The organism is Streptococcus sp. ZY19097 (assembly GCF_040731245.1).
Lineage (GTDB): Bacteria > Bacillota > Bacilli > Lactobacillales > Streptococcaceae > Streptococcus > Streptococcus orisratti.
The window spans coordinates 1,092,023-1,117,181 of record NZ_CP160400.1 but is presented as its reverse complement, the minus strand read 5'-3'; the positions used below and the strand labels follow the sequence as shown (position 1 = coordinate 1,117,181).

25 protein-coding genes are annotated in these 25,159 nt (G+C 37.6%); 8 read left to right on the top strand and 17 right to left on the bottom strand.

The window, feature by feature from the left end; genetic code table 11:
* Positions 1-8 precede the first annotated feature (8 nt).
* The gene (locus tag ABZ559_RS05740) at positions 9-920 is read right to left on the bottom strand and encodes an ABC transporter ATP-binding protein (protein ID WP_367007505.1); all 912 of its coding nucleotides are present in this window, start codon (positions 918-920) and stop codon (positions 9-11) included.
* Positions 921-1,066: 146 nt separating this feature from the next.
* On the opposite strand from ABZ559_RS05740, the gene ABZ559_RS05735 reads away from it, so the two are divergent.
* Together ABZ559_RS05735 and ABZ559_RS05730 are read left to right on the top strand one after the other, a co-directional pair.
* A complete protein-coding gene (locus tag ABZ559_RS05735) occupies positions 1,067-1,756 on the top strand; it encodes a response regulator transcription factor (protein ID WP_367007504.1) in 690 nt (229 codons plus the stop codon).
* Positions 1,757-3,064 carry a HAMP domain-containing sensor histidine kinase gene (locus ABZ559_RS05730; protein WP_367007503.1) on the top strand — a complete coding sequence of 436 codons (1,308 nt, stop codon included), beginning with the start codon at positions 1,757-1,759 and terminating at the stop codon, positions 3,062-3,064. It abuts the gene before it with no gap.
* 191 nt (positions 3,065-3,255) lie between these two features.
* On the opposite strand, the gene tnpA is transcribed toward ABZ559_RS05730, so the two are convergent.
* The 6 genes from tnpA to ABZ559_RS05700 form a co-directional block, all read right to left on the bottom strand.
* On the bottom strand, positions 3,256-3,729 hold the full coding sequence (gene tnpA / locus ABZ559_RS05725; RefSeq protein ID WP_002891962.1) for an IS200/IS605 family transposase: 474 nt from the start codon (positions 3,727-3,729) through the stop codon (positions 3,256-3,258).
* A 176-nt stretch (positions 3,730-3,905) separates the two neighbouring features.
* A complete protein-coding gene (locus tag ABZ559_RS05720) occupies positions 3,906-4,046 on the bottom strand; it encodes a FeoB-associated Cys-rich membrane protein (protein ID WP_018376527.1) in 141 nt (46 codons plus the stop codon).
* Between the two features lie 10 nt (positions 4,047-4,056).
* Positions 4,057-6,195: a ferrous iron transport protein B gene (feoB, locus tag ABZ559_RS05715; RefSeq protein ID WP_367007502.1), complete on the bottom strand. Its 2,139-nt coding sequence runs from the start codon at positions 6,193-6,195 to the stop codon at positions 4,057-4,059.
* The gene (locus tag ABZ559_RS05710) at positions 6,188-6,667 is read right to left on the bottom strand and encodes a ferrous iron transport protein A (RefSeq protein WP_367007501.1); all 480 of its coding nucleotides are present in this window, start codon (positions 6,665-6,667) and stop codon (positions 6,188-6,190) included. Before ABZ559_RS05710 ends, feoB begins: the two co-directional genes overlap by 8 nt.
* A 266-nt stretch (positions 6,668-6,933) precedes the next feature.
* The gene (locus ABZ559_RS05705; protein ID WP_367007500.1) at positions 6,934-7,779 is read right to left on the bottom strand and encodes a helix-turn-helix domain-containing protein; all 846 of its coding nucleotides are present in this window, start codon (positions 7,777-7,779) and stop codon (positions 6,934-6,936) included.
* 22 nt (positions 7,780-7,801) lie between these two features.
* Positions 7,802-8,650: a helix-turn-helix domain-containing protein gene (locus ABZ559_RS05700; RefSeq protein WP_367007499.1), complete on the bottom strand. Its 849-nt coding sequence runs from the start codon at positions 8,648-8,650 to the stop codon at positions 7,802-7,804.
* Positions 8,651-8,800: 150 nt separating this feature from the next.
* Between ABZ559_RS05700 and ABZ559_RS05695 the strand changes: the two genes are divergently transcribed.
* Positions 8,801-10,384 carry an ABC transporter ATP-binding protein gene (locus ABZ559_RS05695; protein ID WP_367007498.1) on the top strand — a complete coding sequence of 528 codons (1,584 nt, stop codon included), beginning with the start codon at positions 8,801-8,803 and terminating at the stop codon, positions 10,382-10,384.
* A gap of 174 nt (positions 10,385-10,558) precedes the next feature.
* Here the strand turns inward: ABZ559_RS05695 and ABZ559_RS05690 are convergent, their stop codons facing one another.
* From ABZ559_RS05690 to argF, 4 genes are all read right to left on the bottom strand, one after another.
* Positions 10,559-11,293 carry an amino acid ABC transporter ATP-binding protein gene (locus ABZ559_RS05690; protein ID WP_018376533.1) on the bottom strand — a complete coding sequence of 245 codons (735 nt, stop codon included), beginning with the start codon at positions 11,291-11,293 and terminating at the stop codon, positions 10,559-10,561.
* The gene (locus tag ABZ559_RS05685) at positions 11,293-11,979 is read right to left on the bottom strand and encodes an amino acid ABC transporter permease (protein ID WP_018376534.1); all 687 of its coding nucleotides are present in this window, start codon (positions 11,977-11,979) and stop codon (positions 11,293-11,295) included. Before ABZ559_RS05685 ends, ABZ559_RS05690 begins: the two co-directional genes overlap by 1 nt.
* A 219-nt stretch (positions 11,980-12,198) precedes the next feature.
* Entirely contained in the window at positions 12,199-12,429 is a 231-nt protein-coding gene (locus tag ABZ559_RS05680) for a DUF1797 family protein (protein WP_018376535.1), read from the bottom strand.
* 64 nt (positions 12,430-12,493) lie between these two features.
* Entirely contained in the window at positions 12,494-13,474 is a 981-nt protein-coding gene (gene argF / locus ABZ559_RS05675) for an ornithine carbamoyltransferase (protein WP_367007497.1), read from the bottom strand.
* A gap of 251 nt (positions 13,475-13,725) precedes the next feature.
* Between argF and ABZ559_RS05670 the strand changes: the two genes are divergently transcribed.
* The 3 genes from ABZ559_RS05670 to ABZ559_RS05660 all read left to right on the top strand — a co-directional run bounded on the left by ABZ559_RS05670 (position 13,726) and on the right by ABZ559_RS05660 (position 17,483).
* Positions 13,726-16,026 carry an ATP-dependent Clp protease ATP-binding subunit gene (locus ABZ559_RS05670; protein ID WP_367007496.1) on the top strand — a complete coding sequence of 767 codons (2,301 nt, stop codon included), beginning with the start codon at positions 13,726-13,728 and terminating at the stop codon, positions 16,024-16,026.
* 647 nt (positions 16,027-16,673) lie between these two features.
* Positions 16,674-17,123 carry an NUDIX hydrolase gene (locus ABZ559_RS05665; RefSeq protein WP_367007495.1) on the top strand — a complete coding sequence of 150 codons (450 nt, stop codon included), beginning with the start codon at positions 16,674-16,676 and terminating at the stop codon, positions 17,121-17,123.
* A 57-nt stretch (positions 17,124-17,180) separates the two neighbouring features.
* On the top strand, positions 17,181-17,483 hold the full coding sequence (locus tag ABZ559_RS05660; protein WP_018376539.1) for a DUF1827 family protein: 303 nt from the start codon (positions 17,181-17,183) through the stop codon (positions 17,481-17,483).
* Between the two features lie 203 nt (positions 17,484-17,686).
* Here ABZ559_RS05660 and ABZ559_RS05655 read toward each other — a convergent pair whose 3' ends face one another.
* Genes ABZ559_RS05655 through ABZ559_RS05645 form a run of 3 tightly spaced genes read right to left on the bottom strand, consistent with a single transcriptional unit; the run spans position 17,687 to position 20,200 of the window.
* A complete protein-coding gene (locus ABZ559_RS05655; RefSeq protein ID WP_018376540.1) occupies positions 17,687-18,520 on the bottom strand; it encodes a metal ABC transporter permease in 834 nt (277 codons plus the stop codon).
* 3 nt (positions 18,521-18,523) lie between these two features.
* Positions 18,524-19,246: a metal ABC transporter ATP-binding protein gene (locus ABZ559_RS05650; RefSeq protein ID WP_321057334.1), complete on the bottom strand. Its 723-nt coding sequence runs from the start codon at positions 19,244-19,246 to the stop codon at positions 18,524-18,526.
* 27 nt (positions 19,247-19,273) lie between these two features.
* Positions 19,274-20,200, bottom strand: a complete 927-nt coding sequence (locus ABZ559_RS05645) for a metal ABC transporter substrate-binding protein (RefSeq protein ID WP_273415042.1) — start codon at positions 20,198-20,200, stop codon at positions 19,274-19,276.
* Positions 20,201-20,481: 281 nt separating this feature from the next.
* On the opposite strand from ABZ559_RS05645, the gene ABZ559_RS05640 reads away from it, so the two are divergent.
* Complete coding sequence (locus ABZ559_RS05640; protein ID WP_273415043.1) at positions 20,482-20,619, top strand: competence protein; 138 nt, start codon at positions 20,482-20,484, stop codon at positions 20,617-20,619.
* 22 nt (positions 20,620-20,641) lie between these two features.
* Here the strand turns inward: ABZ559_RS05640 and ABZ559_RS05635 are convergent, their stop codons facing one another.
* Genes ABZ559_RS05635 through ABZ559_RS05625 form a run of 3 tightly spaced genes read right to left on the bottom strand, consistent with a single transcriptional unit; the run spans position 20,642 to position 23,031 of the window.
* Complete coding sequence (locus ABZ559_RS05635; RefSeq protein WP_273415044.1) at positions 20,642-21,949, bottom strand: GHKL domain-containing protein; 1,308 nt, start codon at positions 21,947-21,949, stop codon at positions 20,642-20,644.
* A 7-nt stretch (positions 21,950-21,956) separates the two neighbouring features.
* Entirely contained in the window at positions 21,957-22,688 is a 732-nt protein-coding gene (locus ABZ559_RS05630) for a response regulator transcription factor (protein WP_367007494.1), read from the bottom strand.
* 16 nt (positions 22,689-22,704) lie between these two features.
* Entirely contained in the window at positions 22,705-23,031 is a 327-nt protein-coding gene (locus ABZ559_RS05625; RefSeq protein WP_273415047.1) for a LytTR family transcriptional regulator DNA-binding domain-containing protein, read from the bottom strand.
* Between the two features lie 384 nt (positions 23,032-23,415).
* Here ABZ559_RS05625 and ABZ559_RS05620 point away from each other — a divergent pair, with 384 nt between their 5' ends.
* The gene (locus ABZ559_RS05620) at positions 23,416-24,618 is read left to right on the top strand and encodes an IS110 family transposase (protein ID WP_367007018.1); all 1,203 of its coding nucleotides are present in this window, start codon (positions 23,416-23,418) and stop codon (positions 24,616-24,618) included.
* Positions 24,619-25,159: the final 541 nt, after the last annotated feature.

The window sequence follows — 25,159 nt, the reverse complement described above, 5'->3', positions numbered from 1 at the left end:
GCAACCTCCTACAAGACATCACTGACAGTGAAGTCGATGAAAAGTTCTTCTAAGGACTTGCTAACTTCAAACACACGATAGACTGCCACATCAGCAAGCACCAAGCGTTTCACGACTTGTGCTAGTTGGGCATCAGCATAATGCGGCAACAAAATACCTTGCTCCGTTAATTGTGTTTGGTTAACATCAAGTCCCAAAAGTGCAGCCACCATATCATCAGCTGATGTTCTTAGACAGATATTGCTACTATGTTGACTCTTGAACTGTTCAATGGTTCCCTGATAAAGCAGTCTCCCTTTTCCGATGATACCAATTTGAGTTACCATTTTTTCGATTTCATCTAAAGCATGAGAGGAAATCATGACTGTGGTGTGAAACTTCTCAGGTAGGCTGCGAATAAGCTTACGAATCTCTTCACGCGCCTGTGGGTCAAGTCCATTAGTTGGCTCATCTAAGACAATCAATTTAGGACGCCCCATAATAGCCATGGCAATGCCCAAACGCTGCTTCATTCCTAGGGAATAATGCTTGACCCGCTTATCCTTATAATCCGTTAGTCGGACAATAGCTAGCGCTTCTGCCACATCATGATCCGTCAGCCCCTTCAATTCTTTGAGAATCTGCATATTCTCAAAGCCTGTCAGATTATCGTAGTAGGCTGGTTCTTCAATCAGAGAACCTATTTGTTTCAGAATACCAATCCGATTGGTATCTGACATAGGAACTCCTGCCACCGTAACCTGACCAGAGCTTGGCTCCAGAAGACCACAAATCATTTTCATGATAGTTGACTTACCAGCACCATTTGGCCCGATAAGTCCGTAAATTTCCCCTTGTTCAATATGCAAATTACTTAAATCAACAGCAACCTGCTTTCCAAAAACTTTCTTGACTTCTTTTAAACGAATCATTGCTGTCATGTGTCTACCTCCTTTTTCTTGATACTTTCAGTATAGCGTTCCTACCTTACCAGTCCTTACTCTCTACCTTAATTCTTCCTTAATTTTTAGGAAAATGGCAGAGCAGGCTTTTTGATTATGCTATACTAAGATTGAGGTAAACTGATATGAAAGAAAAAGAGAGAAAACTACTCATCTTAGATGACAATCCTGAGATTTTAGACATGATCACAGAAAGTCTATCTATTACTGGTTTCAGTCATTTGACACGGGCTGCCAGCAAAAAAGAAGCCCTAGAACTTCTGGAAAGGGAAGCCTTTGACTTGGCGATTTTGGACATCATGCTACCAGATGGTTCTGGTTTTGAGGTGCTTCGCCACATTCGCCAGAAATCTGACATGCCTGTGCTCTTTCTGTCTGCGGTGTCTGACATTGAAAAGCAATACCAAGGTTTCGAGCTGGGAGCGGATGACTACATCGTCAAACCCTTTCGTCCTAAGGAACTAGAACTGCGGCTCTTGTCCATTCTCAAGCGCAGCTATCCGCCGCAAGATGACGTGGTGCAATTAGATAGTTGTCAGATTGATTTTGAGCGCGCAGCCATTCTAAAAGAGGACCAAGAAATTCCGCTAACCGCTAAAGAATACAGCCTGCTCAAGGTGCTATACGATCATAAAAATAAAATCGTCACCTTCGACCAGCTCTTGAGTAAGGTTTGGGGCGACAATTATCAAGGTTATGAAAATACGCTCATGGCTCATATCCGCAAGGTGCGGCAGAAGATAGAGGCTAATCCGTCTAAACCTGTCCACCTCATTACTATTAAGGGGCTGGGCTACCAGCTGCGGGTGGATTAAATGACGACTTTTAAGTATTTTTCTAAGGTTTTGTTGACCTATTTTGCGACAGTGGTTCTTCTGGGGCTGACTGCCATTTTTATCTTTTTATTTGGCAGCTATCACATCATTGATAGCATGCAAAACAGTCATGAAGAGCCGACGGCTATCGTCAAAACGATGGTTAATCATAACCAGCTGCAGCTAACCACCCAGAATAAGAAAGTTCTAGACAAGCAAAAAATCTGGCTTATGCTATTGTCAGAGCAAGGGAACATTGAACAATCCTACCGCTTACCAGACAAGCTTAAGCGCCACTACAGCATGGCAGATGTGGCTCGTTCATCACGCTGGTATTTGGACGATTATCCTATTTTTACCTTTGTCGTTGGTGAAAAAGTTCTCATCTTAGGCTATCCCAAGGGGTCTTTTGAAAAATATCCTGCCAACTACTACAACGTCCAAAATTTCTTTAGCATCGCAAAGCTGGTTGCAGGTATTTTTGTGGGACTGATCATAGCCTTATTGGCTATTTACCTGCGGTCGCAAATGAGGCTGCGTAAGGAATTCAAACCGATCACTCAAGCCCTTGCTGACCTGTCTGACAGCCGACCTGTCCTTCTTGATGAAAAAGGCAATTTGTCTGAAATCAAGTTCGCTCTTAATCAGACCTCGCAGCTCTTGATTGAAACCAAGGAAATGCGCAGCCATTGGATACGCGGTATCAGTCACGATCTGCGCAATCCTCTGACCCTTATCCTTGGGTACACTAACCAACTTGAAAGTCTGCAAGGTCGCAGTCATCAAACTCAGCAAATTGAAGCTAATATTCATAAAATGGAGGACATCATTTCCAACCTTAATATGAGCTATCTGCTGGAGAATCAAGATATTGAGCAGGAAATGACCAGTTTTGACCTTAATGGTCTCCTCAGACAAATCATAGCTGATCTCTACAATAACTATGAAGGGATTGATTTGAGCTTTAAACTGCCAGAAGAAGCAACTCCTGTTCTGGGTAATAAAACGCTGCTAACACGCGCCATCAACAATATTCTTCTCAACAGCCTAACGCACAATACCTCGCCACAACTGAAACTCAACTTACAGCAGGTTGAAGACCACGCGCAGCTGATAATTACAGACAATGGTTCTATTAGTGCTGAAAAAATTCTTGAACTCAATCAGAAATCCCGCAATTATGACACTCACGGTATGGGAACCGTCATCACCAAACAAATCATTTTCCTCCATCAAGGAAATATTCACTTTGACAGTAACCATCCTGGCCTTCTAGTTAATATTGAGCTTCCGATAGTGGAAGAGTAATAATTAGATAGTTTATACGCAATGGAAATTAAATCACACTATAACTACGCAAATCAAAACCACCCGTGAGAACGGGTGGTTTGCTCTTCGGCTGAAAGCCTCTGCTACCGGCCGAGGCCTAAAGGCCTACCGAATGGTTTCCCTTCAGCACCACCTTTGCTAGCTGACCCGACTAGCGGGTCTCTTTAAGACTACTTTCTTTTATTCTTCTCACCTGTAAACGGATCATATTCCTCGAAAAGACTGAGCTGATCTGCTATCACGTCTTCTTGTAATTGATTACGAATATATTCTTCAATTCGCTTCTGATTTCGCCCAACCGTATCAACATAAAACCCTCGACACCAAAATTTGCGATTCCCATATTTATACTTTAAATTAGCGTGTCGGTCGAATATCATTAAGCTACTTTTACCCTTTAAATATCCCATAAATGAGGAAATACTTAGCTTCGGTGGTATACTCACCAACATGTGAATGTGATCTGGGCATGCTTCTGCTTCATGAATTTCAACACCTTTTCTTTCACATAATAACCGTAAGATTTGACCAATACTTGCTTTGTATTTCCCATAGATTATCTGACGTCTATATTTTGGGGCGAAAACAATATGATACTTACAATTCCATGTAGTATGTGCTAAACTATTATTATCCTGTCTCATCAGAGGTCCTCCTTTTGTATATTAGTTAGTGGTCGGGAAACCTTATCTAATATAACACTTTAGGGGGACTTTTTTGATACATCGCTAAAAGCTTTTCGGAACCACTAGCACAGCTAGTGGTTTTCGTGAGACAACAAAGGAAGCCGAGACAAAAGTCCCAGCTTCCTTTATTTATGTCATTTTTTTGCCTTATGCATCTCGTTTTTAACTGGACAGGAGCAATTACAATCTCCACAAGACCCCTTGCCCTTGATAAAACTACGCAGGCCATAAAAAACTGCCACTGCAATAATGAGTGTAATCACTAATGTTGCCATGATGCCCTCCTTACTTTTGACTCAAAGCCAGATTGTCTAGCGTAATGACTTTTTCTTTAATTGCGCGTGGTTTTCGAACAATAAAGTAAATGATGATCAATAGCAAAGCGAGTGCAACAAGAGTCCAAAAATTGATAGCTTTACCATACAACATAACCAGACCAATTTGATAAATGATTAAGCTGACCACATAAGCAAGCCCTGTTTGAAATGCGATAGCACCAACCGTCCACTTAACATTATTCATTTCACGCTTAATAGCTCCAATGGCCGCAAAACACGGTGCACACAACAAATTGAACGTCAAGAACGAATAAGCAGCTAGTGCTGAATAATCTGCGAGCAGAGCCTGAGACAAACCAGTTTCAGAACTATCGTGATATAAAATACCAAAGGTTGCTACAACCGTTTCTTTGGCCGCAAGACCTGTCACCGCAGCTACCGTTGCCTTCCAATTGCCAAAGCCAAGTGGTGCGAAAATCCAAGCGACAGCTTTTCCTAAACTAGCTAAAATAGAGGACTCTGTATCCACTACCTGTAGGGTGAAGTTATAGTTGGACATGAACCAGATCAGCACTGTCAAACTAAAGATAATCGTTCCTGCCCGCTTCACAAAACTAAGCGCCTTGCTAAATGCATAACGCAAGACAGACAGCAGTTTTGGCAAGTGATAAGCTGGCAATTCCATAATGAAAGGACTCGTAAAGCCACCAAGGAAACTAGTCTTTTTAAGAGCAATCCCTGACAAAATGATAGCAATCAATCCTAAGAAATAAGTTGAAGGTGCAATAAATGGATTATCTGGGAAAAAGGCTCCTGCAATTAGCGCAATGATTTCTAACTTAGCTGAACAAGGCATGAAAGTTGATGTCATGATGGTAATACGACGGTCACGCTCATTTTCAATGGTACGACTAGCCATAATCGCTGGTACACCACAACCTGTCGCAATGAGCATTGGAATAAAAGATTTTCCTGATAAACCAAAACGTCTAAAGATACGATCCATGACAAAGGCAATACGGCTCATATAACCAATATCTTCCAAAATACCTAGACAGACAAAAAGCACAAATATCTGTGGCAAGAAACCAAGTACCGTTCCAACCCCAGCAACAATCCCATCAATAACAAGAGATTCCAACCAACCTGCCACATGTAAATAATCCAAACCAGATTTAACCCAATTGGGAATCCACTCTCCAAAAAGGACATCATTAACCCAGTCGGTCCACATGGTTCCGACTGTTTGGATTGACAGATAATAAACCAAAAACATGACCAGTGCAAAAATCGGTAAGGCTAAAAGACGATTGGTTACAATCTTATCAACCTTATCAGAAATCGTCATTTTAAAGTCGCTTTCCTGACTCTGTGCCATTTTTGCCACACGTTCAATGAAGGCGTAACGCTCATTGATGACAATCGTTTCCGAATCTTCAGTAAAGACTTCCTCTGTAATCCTGATAATTTCGGCAATTTCTTGTTTCTGAAATTCAGACAAATTGAGATCTAGATTTACTAGGCTGTCACGTTCAAAGAGTTTAATGGCATAAAAACGTGCTGAACGCTCTGGCGCTGAATCACCAAGAACCTCAATAATCTGGGCAATAGCCGCTTCAAACTTATCATCGTAAAGTGGAAATTGAATGCTATCAATAGTATCTTTGGTTGTCTGGGCAGCCATTTTGACCGCTTTATCCACTCCATAGCTTTTAACGGCACTGGTTGAAATGACTGGAACCCCTAATTGATAGGACAATTTTTCCGTGTTGATAGATTTTCCTTGACTCTTGAGCACATCACTCATATTGAGCGCAATGGTAACAGGAATCCCTGTCTCAATAAGTTGAGTCGTTAAATATAAGTTTCGCTCCAAGTTAGTCGCATCAACCACATTTAAAATACTATCAGCATGATTGCTGAGCAGGTAATCACGCGCAACCTTTTCCTCTGGTGTGTAAGGCGACATTGAGTAAATTCCTGGCAAATCCTGAATTTTAAGAGATTTGTCTTTTTTGACCGTTCCACTTTTACGCTCAACTGTTACTCCAGGCCAGTTTCCAACACGCTGATTGGTTCCTGTCACCAAGTTAAATAGACTGGTTTTTCCACTATTAGGATTCCCAATTAAAGCAATCTCAGTCACCTGTTGCCTCCTTCCTTGTTTTCACAACACTAATCATTTGCGCTTCAGATTTACGTAACGTTAATTCATAACCGCGTAAGCTAATCTCAATCGGATCACCCAAAGGTGCAACCTTTCGCAGATAAATCTTAGTATGACGCGTCAGCCCCATATCCATAAGACGACGTTTTGCCTCGCCAATAGCAAAAATTCCCTCTACATAGGCGGATTCTCCAACTTTTAGTTCTGATAATGGCAGAGCTTCCAGAATATTTTCCTCCTCTGTCACATCAATGTGTTTTAAAATAGATTGATCAAAAGCCAACCGACTGGCCTTAAGCATAATAATAGCGCTCGTCTTAGTTTTCGATACAATCTTCACCTGACTGCCAACCTTGACACCAAGATTGGACAAATGCCGCTGGCTTTCCTCTGGTAAATCAATACTGACAATCTTATAAGCCACCTCAGATTTGGCATCCAGTAAAATCAACTCATTAGCCTCCTTCGCTAGTCAACCCTAAAAATACTTTCAACGTCACCATTATAACACAAAAAAATACCCATTTTAGCAAAAAAATGAATATTTTGTGTATTTTATACATTGTTTAGAGTCGTTCTAAATAAATGTATGTGTTATTTAGAATAATTATAAATTAAACCAGTTTTCGTCTGAAAAGAAATAGACTAACAGTTTTTGATTTGATATCTACAATGAAAATACGCTGACCAAATCAACAATTTCTCCACAAAATCCTCTCATGAAACAATTTTTTCAAACTCTTCATGCCACTGCTTAGCCTCCTCCGCTGAAAATAATAAGGTAATAGCACTCAAAACTTGTTGGTGTTGCCTTTTTGCTTCTGATCTATCTTGCCACAAATAATCAAAACTTGCTTCCAATTCTAACAAGGCAAGTTTTTCATAGGCAAAATAGTGAGGTAGGGAAACCTGCTTTAAGTGATTTAATAAGGTCTGACTTAAACTCTTTTCTTTCCTAGAAAGCAAAACAGATAAGCAGTTCAAGAGTGTGTCATATTTAATTCTGTCTAAATTATTGCGTGGTTCAGAATTAAGTTCTTTTAGGATATCTGTGGCTAAAAGAGCTAGCGTATCTGCTGTTAAAAACGACACCACATTTCCCGATAAACCAATATCTAAATTCGTCCAATAATCTATCGAGAAAAAATAATCTGTTAACTCTGCAATGATTTCCTGATCTGGCTCTTTCCCCTGTAACTTAGCTAAGACAATAGCAATTGTCAAACTAATAATGTGGTAAATATATTGACCTTGACTTGAAACCAAAGTTTCAAAGACCTGCGTCAAAGAAAACAGTTCTTCTTGATTGCCATCAGCTATTGCTTTTTGTAAGTGATTGACTTGAGTGAAAAAGTCAGACTTGTAAAAATAATCCCACTCAAAAAATTCATTAACTTCAACAATCATATAACTCAACAGTTCTAAGAGTACATCGTTAGAAAGCATTGTTTTACCATTTTCAAAATCAGATATACTGGTTGCTGATCCTGCGATACTTGCCAACTGCTTTAAAGATAATTTACGTTGCTTACGAATAGCTCTAAATTTTTCTCTTGTTTCCATTTGCTTCCTTTCGGATTTCACATTAAAACTCATTGATAAACGCAGATTTAAAATCGGCATCCCATTCCTCTGCCAATCCTTTTAACTCAATAAACTCTAAAGTTTTCAAAACTTTCTGATGCAGATTCAGACCATTTGATTTATTTTTAAAACAATAATGATAGGCGGATTCAAGCTCCTTAAGATATAGACTCTGTAAGGCAAAATAATCAGGAAATTTAAGTTCTTCTAAAAGTGATAAAAATCGCCTGCTTTCAGCACTTTCGCCAATTTTGATGAGGTAAAAGATACAACTACCAATGCTGTCAACCTTAATACGATCAAGATTATTTCTAGGTGGATGATTGATACTAGCCATAATTTCATTCATAAAAATGGTTAATGTTTTTACATTAAAAACTGTTTTAGCCATATCCAACAAACTGATATCCACATTTGTCCAAATATCAAGAGAAAAGAAATAATCTCTCAGAGTTTCTATAACCCCATTATCTAAAGTTCGGTGTTGCAACTGGTGTATTTGGCATTGAATACATAAAGAAATAATCTTATCTATGGGATTGTTATTTCCTAACTGTTCAAACGCATGACAACATTTCTCTAGGGAAGCAACATCTTTTTCAAACATAGCCTTATTAAAATCATTGGCCAACTCTTGAAAGCTTTTATCCAATAACAAATCATTGTCGAAAAATTCATTATATTCAACTCGTAAATATCTCAACAGTTTAAAGAGATTATCATTAGATAAAGAGGTTTTTCCATTTTCAAAATCAGAAATACTGGCAACTGAACTAGCAACTTCTGCTAATTGTTTAATTGTTAAGTGACGTTGCTTGCGAATTAGTCTGAATTTTTGTCCTTGTTCCATAAAAACTCCTGTTCGGATTTCCGAAAATCCCTCATAAGTTGCCATTTCTCAATTATAATAAACTCACCTCAAAAATAAAAAACATGAAGGTGTTAAACTATTACATATTATAACACAAGAAATCACAACCTTAACCGAGGAGGGACAATCATGTTACAAAGTCTAAAATACCTAAAAAAATGGAAATTATATCTCTTTCTAATTTTTGCCTTGCTTTACTCCTGCCAAGGAGTTATTATGCCCATTATTATTCAGTTGGCTGGAAAGCTTGATTTAAATAATACTTATCAAATCGTTATTTTTGGTATTGTTAGTATCAGCTTATGGATCCTTGTTTATCTTTTTATGTATGTAGAAAATGTACTCCTGAGAAGTCTCATTAAGGATAATAATACTGAAATTTCTAAACAGATTTTAGATAATTACGCTTCTAAACAGATTTGTTTGACAGACTCAGAATTAACCTCCCTACTCACACAAGATTTAACAATATTCTGGCAAGATTGCTTGTTGTCTTTGCTGATTTTTCCAGTTTTTGGATCATCTATTATTGTCTCAATTATTTATATTATTTGGCAAAATCCTTTCGTAGGCACACTGTTTGTTATTGGTGGCTTATTGATGATTATCCCCCAATTTATCTTTAATAAAAAACTCAATAAAACAGGCCTCCTGCTTAGTCAAGCCAAGGAAGAAAGCTTGAAAAGCATTACTGACTTTGGAAAAGGGATAAATTCCATCCGGAGCAATCAGGCAGAAAGTGACTTTTCTAATCATACCTTAAACCAAATTAGAAATACTGAGCATCGTCAATTCCAATATTTCACCACTCATAATCTTGTCATGTTTTGGACTGGTCCTTTGAAAAGTTTGGGAATTATTCTTCCCTTTATCATCGGATTAACAATTACAAATCTACCTCTGACCACCTTAATTGCCATGATGACCGCTTCTACTTATCTGATTAACCCTCTACAACAATTGTTAGAGGCAAGTTCAAATTTACAATCAAGTCAAAAGATTAAAGAAAAAATTCTTCAGAACGCCCAAACTTATCCTGATGATAAACAGCTACAAATCAAGGAAGCATCTCACATTAGTTCACTTGAAATAACTCACCTTTCAAAGTCATTTCCTGAAAAAGTGATTGTCAAAGAGGCTAACTTAAAAATAACAGAAGGCGAACATGTTCTTCTTGTTGGAGAAAGCGGCAGTGGTAAATCTACACTTTTAAATATTTTAAGCGGTGAAGACCAAAATTACTCAGGGAACATCGTCTATACTAACAGGAAGAATTACCAACTAAAACCTAGTTACAATTTTATTTCTTTAATTCATCAAATTCCCTATATTTTTCAAGCTAGCCTGAGAGATAATCTAACACTTTATCAAAATTATAATGATGAACAACTTTTATCTATCTTAAAAGCCGTTGGTTTATCACAGGACTTTAATCAAAACCTAGACTACTACCTTGATGGACACAATCTTTCAGGCGGTCAAATCATGCGACTAGAAATTGCGAGAACACTTCTTCGCCAAAAATCAGTCATCTTAGCAGATGAAATCACAGCATCCCTTGATAGACATACCGCAAAGTCAATTAGAACTCTCCTCCATCAGCTCCCTAAAACCATTACCATCATTGAAGTTGCACACAAATATAATCCCGAAGATTATGATACTATCTATGAACTAAAAAATGCAAAAATAATAAAAATGAAACAAGGGTAACCTTACAGATGATAATTTCTTCTTAAAATATGTTAAAACCTTTGAACCTTTATACAAAAGCTCCTCGAAAACGTTTTCAATTTTTTGTTCTTATACAGAGCTATGCACAGAAGAATTTTCTCATTTCCCAGATACTAAAAAACCTAGGCGAATGGCCTAGGTTTTGAGGCTTTCTTACAAGACTTTGCTCAAGAAGTCCTTGGTACGGTCTTCTTTGGTGTGTTCAAAAACTTCTTCTGGTGTGCCTTCTTCAACGATGACACCGCCATCCATGAAGATAACACGATCTGCTACTTCACGCGCAAAGCCCATCTCGTGAGTAACGATAGCCATAGTCATACCTGATTTTGCCAAATCTTGCATGACTCCAAGCACTTCACCAACCATTTCTGGGTCAAGTGCCGAAGTAGGTTCATCAAAAAGCAAAACATCAGGATCCATAGCCAAACCACGCGCAATAGCAATACGCTGTTGCTGTCCGCCTGAAAGACTTGGTGGGTAAGCTTTAGCCTTATCCCGAAGACCAACCTTTTCAAGCAAATCATAAGCTTTTGCTTCTGCTTCAACCTTAGATAGGCCCTTAGTTTTTATTGGAGATAGGGTGATGTTATCAAGTACTGTCATATTTGGGAAAAGGTTGAATTGTTGGAAAACCATCCCCATCTTTTCACGCATTTTGAAAATATCATTTTTCTTATCAGTAATATCCACTCCTTCAAAGGTAATCACACCCTTAGTCGGAGTTTCAAGAAGATTCATGGTGCGAAGAAAAGTTGATTTCCCACTCCCTGACGGACCAATGATAACCACAACTTCTCCTGCTTTAATATCAAGGTTTACCCCTTTTAACACTTCATTTTTTCCAAAATATTTGTGAAGGTTCTTAATGGAAATAATTGTCTCAGTCATTAGTGTTTTCCTCCTTGAGCCATACGTTTTTCAAGAGATTTGAGTGCAAAAGACAGAACTGTTGTCAACATTAAATAGTAGAAAGCAGCAAATAAAAGTGGTTCAACCGTAGTATAAGTTGCTGTCACGACTGATTGGGCACCATTCCATAACTCCATAACACCAATAGTCTGCAAAAGTGAACTATCCTTGATAATGGTAATAAATTCATTCCCTAAGGCTGGTAAAATATTTTTCAGAGCTTGAGGTAAAATGACATAGCGCATAGCATTAACTGGACGAATTCCCAATGAATAAGCAGCTTCAAGTTGACCTTTTGGAACAGCTTCAATCCCAGCTCTGACAATTTCAGAAATATAAGCTCCGCTATTGAGCGAAATAATAATAATCCCTGGCAGTAATCGTGAAAAATCAAGATCAAGAACACCAAAACCAATAGTCGGAGCATTATTAAAATGCATCCAAGCAAAGGCAATCATAATTTGTACGACCATAGGTGTTCCACGAAAGACCCAGACGTAAAAACTAACAATCCAGTCTAAAACTTTGATATTGCTACGTTTAATCAAAGCAACTAATACTCCCAGAATGGTACCAAAGAAAACGACACAAGCCGAAATCATGACGGTTACGACGACACCGTAATTGAAATAAGACCAATAAGTTGGTAAAAATGAAAAATTCATAGTTATCTTAACTCCTCACGCTAGTAATTCAGCTAATTATAACACATTTTGCATAAAAATACCAACAGCCTTTTCTCAAAACCAAAAGAAAAAAAGCCAAACATGATGATCAGCTTTTCTTACGAGATTTTTAGACATTGCGACTAGCTATCCACTGCTATCTATGAAAAGATTATGCTACTAGATAATAGTCGGCAACACACTATTTCTCCGACCTCTTTAATAAAGCAAGTCGTAGATTTCCATTGCGATAAGGTCAATGCTATCAAATGAGTATGATTCACGAGCTTCAACGTCACGCAAAGTAAAGACAGGCCCATTATCTGGGTCATTACTGAAAGAAACTTCGGCAACCACAACACCATCTCGTTCAAAATTACGTTTAAGATTGCTAGCATCAGTCGTCATCAACTCCAGACGATTGATAATTCTCACCAAATGTGATTCCATATTATTCTCCTATTCGTTTTTTGTCTCCTCTATTTTAACACAATGCGGACTATTCGTCATCAGTTTAGAGAGATTTTAACGAATTATACATAATTGCCTTGATGGAATGCATGCGATTTTCAGCTTCTTGAAAAATAATAGAACTGTATTTTTGAAAAACTTCGTCAGTGATTTCCAGTTCAGCCAAACCATATTTAGCATAGATTTCTTGACCAATCTCAGTGTTAAGGTCATGGAAAGCCGGCAAGCAGTGCATGACAATGACATTTGGATTTTCAGTCTTAGCCAGCAGGTCAGCATTGATTTGATAAGGCAGTAGCAAGTCAATCCTTTCCTTGAAATCCACATCTTCTCCCATAGATACCCAAACATCAGTATAGAGCATATCAACTCCCTTAATTTCATTGATATCATCCGTAACAGTTAATTTAGCTCCTGCGTTGTGCTGCTCTGCCATTGCCACAATCTCAACCTCAGGCTGCAAATCAGTTGGTGCGATAATCTTAACGTTGACGCCCAAGATAGCTGAGGTTACTAAAAGAGAATTTGCCATGTTATTGCGACCATCACCGACATAAGCAATGGTCAAACCTTCCACCTTTCCAAAAACTTCTTTCAAAGTCATAAAATCTGCAATCATCTGTGTGGGGTGCCAAGTGTCGGTCAGTCCATTCCAAACAGGTACTCCAGCGTACTCAGCCAAGGTTTCCACATCCTCTTGCTTGAAACCTCGGTACTCAATCCCATCAAACATGGAACCCAAAACCTTAGCTGTGTCAACAACCGATTCTTTCTTCCCTAGCTGAATTTCGCCAGCACCAAGATAAGTCACATTCATTCCTAAGTCTTGCCCCGCAACTGTGAAGGCAGAACGTGTTCTTGTTGAGGCCTTTTCAAAAATTAAAGCGATATTTAAACCATCTAAATATTTATGCGAAATTTTTGCATTTTTGAGTTCCTTAAATTTCAATCCTAGATCAATTAATGCTTCTAGTTCTTCTTTGCTAAAATCAATTTCTTTTAAAAACGACCGATTTTTTACCATACTGTTACTCCTATACCGTGTAATAATATAATTTATTTTAGCATAATTATTCATTATGTCAAGAAAATTCTCCGAAACATTCACAAAAAATGTATTTTTAATGACTTTTAGCACTCCTATGGTGTAAGTGCTAAAAATCATAATCTTTTTACTTGATTTCTATATTCCTAGTGCTATAATAGAAGCATAAAGTTTGACTATATCTGACCAAACATCAAAAAGTCAGCTAATCACGAAAGGGGGATGCAGTTATGCTCTGCCAAAATTGTAACTTAAACGAATCAACCATACATCTCTATACTAATGTCAACGGACATCAAAAACAGATTGATCTTTGTCAAAACTGTTATCAAATTATGAAAACAGACCCAAATAATGCTATTTTGGGTGGTCTTGGCAATGGCTCACAAACCTCTTCCGAGCAAGCTCAAGCAGGGGGAATCAATCCTTTCTTTGATGATTTTTTCAACGATCTTAATAATTTCCGCGCTTTTAACGGTCAAGACTTACCAAATACACCACCAACTCAATCTGGAGGCAATTTCGGAGGAAATGGCGGAGCAGGTAATAACCATCGACCAAATGGACCTCGCCCGCAACAAGTACCCCAACAACCAAAAGGCCTACTAGAGGAATTTGGCATTAACGTTACTGATATTGCTCGCCGTGGTGACATTGACCCTGTTATAGGACGCGATTCCGAAATTATTCGTGTCATTGAAATTCTCAACCGACGTACTAAGAACAACCCAGTTCTCATCGGTGAACCTGGTGTTGGTAAAACTGCTGTTGTTGAAGGCCTCGCTCAGAAAATTGTTGATGGCAATGTTCCACAAAAACTCCAAGGCAAACAAGTTATTCGTCTTGATGTGGTTAGTCTTGTCCAAGGTACTGGCATTCGCGGGCAATTTGAAGAACGTATGCAAAAGCTGATGGAAGAAATTCGTAACCGTAAGGATGTTATTCTCTTCATTGACGAAATTCACGAAATTGTCGGTGCTGGCTCTGCTGGCGATGGTAATATGGATGCAGGAAATATCCTCAAACCAGCTTTGGCACGTGGTGAACTTCAATTGGTTGGAGCGACAACCCTCAACGAATACCGTATTATTGAAAAAGATGCTGCGCTAGAGCGCCGTATGCAGCCAGTTAAGGTTGATGAACCTTCTGTTGAAGAAACCATCACCATCCTACGTGGCATTCAAAAAAAATACGAAGATTACCACCATGTCAAATACAGTGACGATGCCATTGAGGCTGCCGCTGTCTTATCAAACCGCTACATTCAAGACCGCTTCTTGCCGGACAAAGCTATTGATCTTCTTGATGAAGCTGGTTCTAAGATGAATTTGACTCTCAACTTCGTTGACCCTAAAGATATTGACAAGCGCCTAATTGAAGCTGAAAATCTCAAAACGCAAGCCACACGTGACGAAGACTACGAACGCGCAGCTTATTTCCGCGACCAAATCGCCAAATATAAGGAAATGCAAAAACAAACCATCAATGAGCAAGATATACCTGTCATTACAGAAAAGACTATCGAAGCTATCATCGAAGAAAAAACCAACATTCCTGTCGGTGATTTGAAGGAAAAAGAACAATCACAACTGATTAACCTAGCTACTGATTTGAAAGCTCATGTCATCGGTCAAGATGATGCAGTTGATAAAATCGCCAAAGCTATCCGTCGCAATCGTGTCGGACTTGGTACACCAAACCGCCCAATCGGATCTTTCCTCTTTGTTGGTCCAACTGGTGTTGGTAAGACAGAATTGTCTAAGCAACTGGCTATTGAACTCTTTGGTTCTGCCGATAGCATGATTCGCTTTGACATGTCAGAATACATGGAGAAACATGCTGTTGCTAAATTAGTCGGAGCACCTCCAGGATATGTCGGCTACGAAGAGGCTGGACAATTGACTGAAAAGGTTCGCCGCAATCCCTATTCACTTATCTTGCTAGACGAAGTAGAGAAAGCTCACCCTGATGTCATGCACATGTTCCTCCAAGTTCTTGATGATGGTCGATTAACCGACGGGCAAGGCCGTACTGTCAGCTTTAAGGACACCATCATTATCATGACATCTAATGCTGGTACTGGCAAGATTGAAGCAAGTGTCGGATTTGGAGCTGCTCGTGAAGGGCGTACCAATTCTGTCCTTGGAGAGCTCAGCAATTACTTTAGTCCTGAATTTATGAACCGCTTCGATGGTATCATTGAATTCAAGCCTCTTAGCAAGGACAACCTCCTTCATATTGTTGACCTTATGCTTGACGATGTTAATCAACGTTTAGCTTACAATGAAATTCATCTTCAAGTAACAGATAAGGTCAAAGAAAAACTGGTTGATCTTGGCTTTGATCCAAAAATGGGAGCACGTCCATTACGTCGAACCATTCAGGATTACATTGAGGATGCCATCACAGATTACTATCTGGAACACCCAACAGAAAAAGAACTCAAGGCTGTCCTGACAAGCAATGGTAAAATTATCATAAAAGCAGCTCAAAAAGTTGAAAAAACAGAAGAGACTGTAACGACTGAATAAATTTGAGTTGGGCAAATCAGCCGTAATGACTTATTTTCCAACCACAAAATAATGTAATTGCCACAAAGCCCTTAACTAGGAGTGTCGTCTTAGTAAGGGCTTTTACTGTATTAATTTTCAAAGAGTAATGCAATATTGATTTATAACCTATTTTCAAAAATCAAAACATCACTTTCTTACACTCTTTAAAATCACTTCTTGCACAAGAAAGTCATTCGATCAAAAATAAAGTGCATGACAATTACTTGGTTTCATTTTATTTTCTATATCATTAACACTGCATTTTTCAAAAATAGTTTTGATTTTAAGTAATACTCAATGAAAATCAAAAGTAGCCTAGGAAACGAAGCCGACGATAGAACTTGAGTTCATCAAGGCAAGTTGACAACGGATAATTTTGATTTTCGAAGAGTATAAGAACCTGTATTCACAGTTCAGCACTTCTATCTAAGGCTAGTTTTTGAGCTACTCATCGTTAATTTTTTTCAAAATACAGTCAGTATTCTCTCAAAAAAATGCCTTGATTAGCGAAAAACTATCTCTGATATAAAAGCACTTCGCTTGTGAATACAGGTTCTTAGTTTTACAGATATTTTCAATAGGAATTCTAATCTATTTTTAGTATAATAATCACAAAGGAGAAAATCATGACCAATCCAACCTTCGGTAAAAAAATTGACGGTGTTAATTACAATGCTCGCTACGGTGTCTATGCCGTTATCCCTAATCCAGAGAAATCAAAAATTATCTTAGTTCAGGCTCCTAACGGTGCTTGGTTTTTACCTGGAGGTAAAATTGAAGCTGGTGAAAATCACATGACTGCTCTTGAACGTGAACTTATTGAGGAACTAGGATTTACTGCAGAAGTTGGAGAGTATTTAGGTCAGGCAGATGAGTACTTTTACTCCAGTCATCGCGATAAATATTATTATAATCCTGCTTATCTCTATGAAATCACACACTTTACACAAGTTGATACTCCATTGGAAGACTTTAACCAACTGGCTTGGTTTCCAATCAGCGAAGCCATTTCTAAACTAAAACGAGGAAGTCATAAATGGGGAGTCGAACAGTGGCAAAAAAATCATCAGATTTAATATTTTTTCTATTAAAATAGTGCTATAATATGACTAAGAACTTTCAAGGAGGATAATATGAGACTTATCAATACGACCAGTAGCCATGCTGAGCTAGTTCGAAATCAGTTGCGTAATACTGATGCTAAACTTGTGGAAACCTACTCAGCAGGAAACACAGATGTTATTTTTACACAGGCACCGCACCACTACGAGTTGTTGATTACTAATAAATACCGCGCAATCAAAGATAACGAACTTGAAGCGATTCGCGAGTTTTTCCTCAAACGCAAAATCAATCAGTCTATTGTCCTCATGGATCAACTAAAAACTATCCACACTCCAAAATTGATTGAAATTTCATTCCCAACAACTTTGTAATTAGTATTCGTCCATTCAGGATTTAGTGACTTCTTTTTCCACTCCGACCTTCTCTTTTGCTCATACATTTTTAGATTTTGAAAAAAATAAAAAAAAAACGAATGATTTCTGGTTATTCGTTTTTTAGTTTTCAAATGAAGATTGACTTTATTTACAGCCCTCTCAGTCTGTTAAAGATAAACTATGTTGAATTTCATCAAGTATCACCGTAGTTTTTTCACAGAAAGTTGCTTCGGGGAGATAAAGAATGCTATCAAAAATAAAGTCGTCGCTGTTAGTACAATACTAGATCCAGCTGCAATGTTGAATGTGTATCCTATATATAAGCCAATTAGCGATGTCAGAGCTCCAATCACTGAGGATAATAGAATCATAGTCTTGAGGTTATTAGCATAAAGGTACGCTGTTGCTGCTGGTGTGATTAACATTGCAACTATCAATATTGTACCAACGCTTTGCATAGCAGTCACTGATACCACTGTCAGTAAAATCATCAAAAGGTAGTGATAAAACTTTACTGGCATTCCCATGGTTTTAGCCAAAGTCGAATCAAATGAAGTGAGTAGTAATTCCTTGAAAAAGATAATCATAACTGCTAATACAATAATAGAAACAATAATCGTCACCCACATGTCACTATCTTGCACTGCCAAGATATTTCCAAAAAGGATGTGAAAAAGGTCCGTCGAACTATTAGCAACACCAATCAAGATAACACCTAATGCTAAAAAGGAAGAAAAGGTGATGCCAATGGCTGTATCTCCCTTAATCATGCTGTTTTCCTTGATATAGGTAATGATAATCGAAGCCAAAACTCCAAAGATAATGGCTCCAACGAAGAAATTGATACCTAGAATGAACGAAAGAGCAACTCCTGGTAGTACAGCATGTGAAATGGCATCTCCCATAAGGGACATGGAGCGTAGGATAATAAAGCAACCGACTGCTCCTGCTACTACACCAATCACGAGCGCTGTTATCAAAGCATTCTGTAAGAAATGGTAGGTTACTAGACCATGAAAAAATTTAAGAAACATGAGTTAGCTCTCCTTTCCCAGAAAAATATTGTCCCCGTAAGTTGCCTTGAGATTTTCCTTGGTGAAAATATCTTCAACCTTTCCATAGGCCACTAAGTTCTTGTTTATCATTAGAAGATGATCAAAATATGACCGAGCTTTACTCAAATCATGGTGAACAATCAAAATAGTCTTGCCAGACTTTTTCAAATCCCTAAGCAGATTAGTGATGATTGTTTCACTAATTGAATCAATCCCTACAAAGGGCTCATCCAAAAAGATATAGTCAGCTTCCTGTACCAGACATCGAGCTATCAGCATCCGCTGAAACTGACCTCCTGACAGAGCCTTGATAGGACGATCGGCAAATTCTGACAGCCCCACTTGTTTCATGACTTCAAAAACTTTACGCCACTCTGCTTTACTTGGACGATGAAAAAGTCCTAGTTTTGCATAAGTTCCCAGAGATACACACTCCTTGACTGTCATCGGAAAATTATAGTCAATCTGGCTCTTTTGTTCGACATAGGCGATTTGTCCTTTATCTGCCGAATTTTCCTTGCCATCTATATAAATTTTACCACTGTAAGTAATCAAGTTAAGAATAGCTTTGATAAAGGTTGATTTCCCGGCACCATTTGGTCCTAGTAAGCCTACAATAGCTGGTCCTTCAATATGGACAGATACATCCTCCAAGGCTAAACAGTCATCTTCATAACTGACCGTCAAATTTTCTATTGTAATCATTTTTCCTCCTAAATATAGGTTGCTCTGCTATTGTGACAAACCTTCTGCAATCTTGTCGAGATTGTACTTCATCATGGCATAATAGCTGTCGCCTGTTTGGCCTTTTTTAGCAACTGAGTCTGTGAAAATTTCAGCATAAATCGGAATACCACTATCCTTAGAAACTGATTTCATTGGACGTTTATCAACACTTGATTCGACAAAAAGCGCTGATGGACGAACGATTTTAAGTTTTTCAACTAAGGATGACAGTTGGTCTGGTGTTCCTTCTTCTTCGGTATTGATTTCCCAAATGTACGCTGATGGCACGCCGTAGGCTTTGGAAAAATATTTAAAGCAGCCTTCACTGGTGACAATTAATTTTTTATTTTCGGGAATGGCAGCAAATTTTGATTTTGCTTCTTTGTCTAATGCCTCTAACTTAGCTACGTAGGCCTTCAGATTTTTTTCATAAAAAGCCTTATTCTTAGGATCTTTTTGACATAAACGCTTACTGATATTTTGGGCATAAATGATACCATTCTCAAGACTTAACCAAGCATGCGGATCTTCTTTGCCTTTCTCACTTTGTCCTTGAAGGTAGATAACTTTGACACCATCACTGACCGCAAAATAATCTTTGTTCTTGCTTTTCTTAGCATTTTTGACCAATTTCGTAAACCAAGCATGACCACCGTCCTCTAAATTAATGCCATTGTAAAAAATGAGGTCTGCGCTGCTAGTTTTCTCAACATCTTCTGGTAAGGGATCGTATTCATGTGGGTCTTTACCAGTAGGTACAATACTGTGTAAATCAATTTTATCACCAGCTATCGTTTTCGTCATATCTGCAATAATCGAATTGGTAGCAACAACCTTTAATTTACCACTGTCCGATCTATTTCCTGATGAACAGGCTCCTAGAAATACAAGTGACAATAACAAAGCAAGCAATGTAAAATAAGTTTTTTTCATCATAAACTCCATTCATTTTATTTAATTTAAAATTTAAGTATACTTAATTACATATTTAGCATATATTAACTTTCGGAATTTGTCAATCATTTCCCGAAATATTATTATAATATTTAACCAGTTAGGTTTCGCCAAACAATCAGCTGAAGGTGTTTTTATTCCCTAATCAAGATTATCGTCACTAGTTTACTACCGTTTACGACTTAAAAATGACTGTTTACGACTTAGGAAGATTATCGCCAACTTTTTTGTTACAATTATTGAGAGAGGAGGTGTTTGATATGGCAACGGAAAAAACGTTTAAAGAACTAAGTCAGTCTGAATTAGAGAAAACAGTTGGTGGAAACACTAAAGACTTCTTAATTGCTGGAGCATTCGATTGGTTGAAGAAAAATCAAAAGCCTACCAGACACGCTTAAATCAAAAAACCATTCGACTATTTCAGTCGAATGGTTTTTTGATCCGTATTGTTTGTCTGAAATGATAATTTTTGCTTGATGTTTGTACCGACATATTAGAATATTTTTTCATCATCTGGTTAATCGTTTTGAGACCAACACCTCTGCCGAATCCCTTACTTGAATAATTCTTTTGATAAATCAATTCCACTGGAACTCGTTCTTCTTTTGTGGTGTTATCCACAATTAAAATATAATCACCATCTTGATAGAAACAAGCAATAATCATGGCAGGCTTTTCAGCTTCTATAGCTGCTTCAATCGCATTATCACATAAAATGGATACAAGTCGTACATAATCTAACAAGGGAATATCTGGAGTTCCAATTTTGTCTTTAACTTCTAATTCCACCTCTATATGATAAGATTCTGCTTCCAAAAATTTTGCTGATAACACGCTTTTTATCGCATCATTATCAATATTAACCAACCGTCCAATATCAAATTTTTTATTCTGAATAAGTTGCCCTGAATCTTCTAAGACAGAATTATAAATATTTCTCACCATGGTCATATCATTTTGGTCAATTCCTTCTTTTAAACTTGCTAAGATATTAGCATAATCATGACGAAATGCTCTTAGTTCTTCATACAGGCCTTCAATTTGTTTGCTATACACCGACAAAGAGTGCAGTTCTTGTTCCCGCGCTAAAGATACTTCTTTCTCAAGTAAATTTTGATAGGAGCGATTCATATAAAATAGCATTAGAATGAAGAAAGTGAAATAGAGAACCACCAACCATTGACGATAGACCAAGTTTGGAACACCACCATAAAATTCCATACCTGTTAGAAATTCAATCATGACATAGTAAAACATCATCGTTACATCTGTAAATATTAATTTCTTACGTAAATTCTTTATCTCACTTACTTCAATAAAAGTTTGAAAGTTAATTTTAAACAATTTAACCATCATAAAATACATCAGAATTATCGAAAATTCTACAATAGCAAATAATAAATTATTTTTGTCTAAATCGGTATAACTAAAATTAAAAAAAGGAATAATGAAGAATCCGATAATTCTTTTAAAAGCACTCTCTATAACCCATGGAATACTCCCATAAAATACATATAGAGAAAAAGGCAATGTTTTATCTCTCAAATATGATAGAAGCACCAAAATTAAAATACGACCGATAATCGTGTAAAACCATGTAAAATCAATGACAAAGAAAGCAACGGCTATCGTCACTATTTCCCATAATTTCAGTTTCGCTCCTCTAACATTAGAGTAAATCAACATAATCACAGGATAGTAAGCTAGTTCACTTAGATAATCACTCATTAGCTTTTCACCTCATCTCATTCAATAGAGGTTTTACTTTATCTCTCGAAACTAGGCAAGTATCGCCTGTTTCAAAATAAATACTTCGTGTGGCTTTATCAAATCTGACCACATTATCCACATTAATGATAAAAGAACGATGGCACTTGAAAAGACGCTTGTCTGATTTAGCAACCTCTGCAATCGTCGCATAAAATTCTATTCTGTCATTTTTCGTATGTAAAATCATGCGGTGCACAGCAGAAGATGTTTCAAAATAAAGAATGTCACTATATGGAACACGTACACGTGCTTTGGAAGTCTCAAATAAAAAGGAATTTTCTCCAAAATTACCAATTTTATGTTTCATGGCTTCTTTCAAGCACAACTCTAAGCGTTCGCTAAATGCCTGGTCGTTCAAATTCTTATCAATAAAATCAATCGCCCCCACTAACGCTTGATAAGTTAACAACATAAATTCTGAATGGGTTGTTACAAAAACAATGATAGCTGTCGCATCTTTTTCACGAATAGCTTTAGCGACATCAATTCCTTGCTTTTCATCGTCTTTGATCTCTAAATCCAGAAAGAAAATTTGGTGTTCTCCTTTTTCAGTTGCCTTTGCTATAATCTCATTTGCAGAACTAAACACTTCTATCCTCTGATAATCCCAATGATTTTTCGCCATAATGGTCTCAATCTCGCGTTCCATACGAAATTGTTGTGTGATATTATCCTCTAGTACATAAATATCTAACATAAATCTCCTCTAAAAATCAGTCGTTTGAGATGATTTCTTTTAGTTGACTTCCTTTACTTCGTGCATAATGTACAGGTCTCTTTTCATCTCCGACATATAAAAGTCGCTGTTGTCTATCCATTATCCGTATTTTGTCCCTATTTACCAAAGTATCACGATGACACCTAAAGAACTGATGGTATTCTCTTTCAATATCTTTTAATTGATGATAAATATGATATTCCTCTTCAGTGGTTACCACCTTGACCATATGACTTTTTTCTTTAGAGACTTGGATAAAAAGAATAGTGTTAATAGCCAATTTATAGTCTCTTTTGTTAATGGTACATTTGAAATATTTCATAAATCATTATTCCCTCCTATAACATTATAAAGAAAATATTGATGAAAAAATCTCCAAGTCACAAACAGGTAAAATAAGGTCACGAACGGTCACTTTTATTGTAACATAGTAAAATGATATTCTGATATATTAAAAAACAAAAACATACTAAGATTAGTAGTGAAGAAATCTCCGACGGGAGAAAGTACTCACTACTTTTTCTTTATGATAAAGTAGAGGTGTCTTGTTAAGTCGATGCTTCTTTTGACGCTAGACGTCGCAATAAAAACTGGCAAGACACCTGTTTTAGGAAGAATGTTATCAAAGTATGTGGGACGCTAGACGTCGAGTATTGAAAATGACATCTCTAAAACAAGGAATCATTCAAGACAAAGAGGTAATATCATGCGTGCAGTTTTTGGGATTGATGTGAGTAAAGTAAGTTCAGAAGTGGCCATTCTAGTCAACGGCGAGAAGGTTCATGGCTATACCATGCCCAATGATGCCATTGGCTTTGCTCGGCTACTTGGCGATTTGAAAACCGTCCACAAGCCAGAAATCATCTTTGAAGCAACAGGCGTCTATTCTCGTCGTCTTCAAGCTTTTCTGGATGAACATGGCTACGCTTACACACGGCTCAATCCCTTAGAAGCCAAGAAGCAACTGGATAGCTTGCGTGTGCGAAAAACAGATCAAATTGACGCCGAAAAACTGGCTCAGTCTCAGTTTGTATTGAATCGTAAACCGACCTATGTCCAAGAAGAAGTCTATCAAGATCTGCGAGATTCAAGTCGGTTCTATCAGAACTTAACTGAGGACATCGTTCGAGCTAAAAACCGTCTGCACAAGGTCTTACAGGTCACTTTTCCTGAATTGGAAACTATCTTGTCAACACCAACTGGGGAACAATACTGGAACTTAGTTACTGCGTTTCCTTGCAAGGACTTCGTGCTTGAGTTAAGCAAGGATGAACTCTCAAAGAGCATCCGTCTGTCCACTTCAAAACGGATTTCTGACGAGCGTGTGGCCTACTTAGCAGAGAAGCTGACAGCACTAGCTAATCAATCTTATTGTGCCGTCAAGAAAACCTCTCCAATCATGGAAGAGGTCCGTTACTATGCAAAAGAATTGCTTAGACTTTCTGAACAGAGACAAGCAATCTTAGACGAAATGGTGGAACTAGCTCAACCTTTACCAGAGTATGACATTCTGCTTTCTATTCCTGGTATCGCTGAGACGACTGCAACAAGTATTATTGGTGAACTGGGAGATATTCGCCGTTTTCAGTCTGCCAATCAAATCAATGCCTTTATCGGTATTGACCTGAGACACTATGAATCTGGAAACTTCATCGCTAAGGAACACATTACCAAGCGTGGCAACCCCTACGCTAGAAAGATTCTGTTCAAATGCATTCACAATATCGCTTCAGCTAGTCACACCAATCCTTGCCATATTGCAGACTTTTATGAGAAACGAAAAAGGCAATCGCAAACGACTTCAACCAAGCCACACACGATTGCCTCCATACATCGTCTCATCCGGACAATGTATTACCTCATTATGCATAACAAACTTTACGATTACACTTTAACCCAAAATCGGTAAAACTGTTTATGCCATATTATTGTAACACCTTATTTCAAAAATCACAAAATAAGGTGTTGGTTTTGTATACACTTTTTATGTAAATCTTTAGTGTAAAGTAAGGTCACTTCCCTATTTTGATGACTGTATGAAAATTATTTTTTCTCTAAAACCTTGATAGGCTTGATAAATGGTAGAAAATTAAGCACACTAACAACCAGTGGATAATTTTTGTCTTTCCATACTAGAGAAACGTTTAAAAACATTAGTAACAAACCTAATCCCATAACAAAAAGAATAATCCCTGATAGCCTCCTTTATGCTTCAATATTATTTTGAACAAGTTTAGCTAATTGACTTAACTTGTCCACACATAATATATCTTTTTAAGGATTTTTGCGCCAAAGTCGTAAAATGCCAATTTTTAGTCGCGAATGGCTACTTTTTATCTTTTTTGAAATAATCCTTGCATAAAAGCAACACAAACAACCCACCAAATAATAAATTGTAAGTTGTTGAATTCCAAAAATCTTTATTGTACACAAAGTAATTAAACAGCATT